A 2,307-nucleotide genomic window follows, 5' to 3' on the forward strand; every position below is an offset into this window, starting at 1 on the left:
CAGTACGCCGACGACGACCGCCCCCGCGCCGCCAACGAGTGACCCGCGCCACCGCGCCGCCTCCACGGGGGACCCGCTGCTGACCAGCGGCGAGCGGATTTCCGAGCACCCGGATGGGGGTGCTAGAGTTTCACTCGTTGCAAGGGCCTGTGGCGCAGTCCGGTAGCGCACCTCGTTCGCATCGAGGGGGTCAGGGGTTCGAATCCCCTCAGGTCCACAACACATCAGAGCCCCCGTCGGAGAAATCCGGCGGGGGCTCTGACGTATGGTCGGGCGGCGCACGGCCGGGCCGGGCGCGCTCAGAGTTGCCGTGCCACCTTCCGTGCCACCTTCACCACGTCCCCCGCCGGCTTCGTCCGTACGGCAGGGCGGTGGCGGATCCAGTCCTCCTCCAGGGCGTACCAGTCGATCGGCTTCGGCCTGCGGCGGGTCGACAGGGACGCGTCCAGTTCCTTGAAGTACGCCGTCCAGCGCTTGCGGTAGAGGCCGCCCACCAGGCCCGACCACTCGCGGTTTGCGTAGTCGTGCAGCTTGCCCCCGTCGGCCGAGGGGCGCGGGCCCCAGGTGGTCAGCAGGGTCAGGGCGTCGTGTTCGAGGCGGTCGCGTTCGGCCGGCGAGGAGCCCCAGGCGCGGGCGGCCGTCGTCCAGCGGCTGAGCAGGTGGTGCTCGTCGGTGGCGACGGTCTCCTCCAGGAGGGTCATCCAGTCGAGCCACCGGCGCGTCAGATCCCGGAGCCGGGACCGGTCGCCCGCCTCGAAGGCGTCCTTGATGCGGGGGAGGAGCGTGCGGCTGCGGTTGGAGATCGACTGGCGGGTCACGTCCAGCAGGTCGTAGCGGTAGGCGGAGCTGCGGCGCAGGGCCGGGGCCACCGCCAGGAGTTCGGAGAGGGCCTCCTCGAAGGCGTCCGGGTCGTAGCGCAGTTGCCGGGGCGACCAGGCGGCGGCGTGGGTGACGGCCAGGTCGGGGCGGGCGCCGAAGAGGCCGTCGGCGGCCTCGCTCCAGCCGTCCTCGCGGGTCGTGCCGTAGGCGGTGCGGCGCAGGACGTCCCAGGCGCGCGCTGCGTGCCGGTCGGCGCCGCCGTAGCGGTAGCGGGGCCACCGCGCGAACCAGTCCTCCAGGTCGACCCGGCCGTCCGTCCAGGCCAGGTCGCTGAAGAGGGCGAGCGCCGCGGGGTTGTTGTCGGCGGCCTCGGGCATCAGGGCGATGCCCTTGAGCGCGCTGCCCCGCTTGGTGCGCCAGTCCTCGAAGAGGGCGGCCCAGTCGCGGGTGTTGGCACCCATGGCGGTGTGCCCGCCGAAGTTCCAGATGGAGCCGAAGGCGTACGGGGTGCCGCCCCAGTCGTCCTCGCGGTCGGTGACCTTGGGGTAGTGGTCGGAGACCCCGTCCAGGATGAGCATGCGCTTGCGGTCGGCGGCGTCGACGATCTCGCGCCGCGGGTTCTCCTGCCAGCCGAGGATGGCCCAGACGGCGCGCGGGTGGGCGGCGCGCAGGGCCTTCTCGACGGCGCGGGCGGCGTCGGCGACGGGCACGTCGCCCGGCTTCCCGCCCTCGTGCAGCAGGTCCATCTTGTACATGGACGTGGCGCCGTAGAGCTCCTTCTGGACCCGGTAGAAGGTCGCTGCGACGCGGCGGAAGTGCGCGGTGCGCGGGTCGAGCCAGTCGGGCCGGCGGAAGCCGCCCCAGGTGCCCTGCGGGACGGTGCGGGCGCCGGGGTTGCGCTTGGCGAAGCCGGGCGGCACGGTGCCGTAGTAGCCGGGGAACACCGGCGTCATGCCCAGCTCCCGCAGCCTGGCCACGATCTTCTTCGCGAGGGCCGTGCGGCGCTCCAGGAGCCCGGTGGACAGGGGGCCGCCGTAGGACTCCATGTTCTGCAGCAGCCACCACGGCTGGTGGGCCGGGCCCGGCAGCCAGGCGCGCAGTTCGGCGTCGCCGTAGCCGTGCGCGCGGAACGTGCGGTGGTAGACCGCGTCCGCGCCCGCGTAGACGAGGACCTCGTTGAAGCCGTGCAGCGCCAGCACATCGATTTCGCGCTGCCAGTAGTCCCACCCGTTGTAGGGCCCGGTGTAGCCGTCGTTCGTGTCGTTCAGCACGAAGCGGTGGGGGACGTTCGCCGCCCGGACGAGGGGGGTACGGACGCCGGGGAGGCGGTCGGGGAGGGCGGTCTGCGCCCCGTTCCAGGAGAAGTGGGCGTGGGCGACGTGTCTGAGGTACCAGTGGAAGCCGGTGAGCTGCACCGCGGGCGTCGTGCCCGACACCACGATCGCGCCCGCCCGCCCGGACACCCGGAAGGCGTCCGCGCCGCCCTTG

General features: G+C 73.1%; 1 protein-coding gene and 1 tRNA gene. One reads left to right on the forward strand and one right to left on the reverse strand.

Features of this window, described 5'->3' with window-relative positions:
• The first annotated feature begins 143 nt into the window (after window positions 1-143).
• Window positions 144-217: transfer RNA gene (locus V7793_RS36535), tRNA-Ala, on the forward strand.
• Window positions 218-299: 82 nt separating this feature from the next.
• On the opposite strand, the gene V7793_RS36540 is transcribed toward V7793_RS36535, so the two are convergent.
• Window positions 300-2,307: alpha-N-acetylglucosaminidase (locus V7793_RS36540; RefSeq protein WP_336013979.1), on the reverse strand; the 2,008-nt coding region annotated here is incomplete at its 5' end.

Origin of the sequence: Streptomyces sp. KLMMK (assembly GCF_036961605.1) — a bacterium.
In the GTDB taxonomy this organism is placed as follows: domain Bacteria; phylum Actinomycetota; class Actinomycetes; order Streptomycetales; family Streptomycetaceae; genus Streptomyces; species Streptomyces telluris.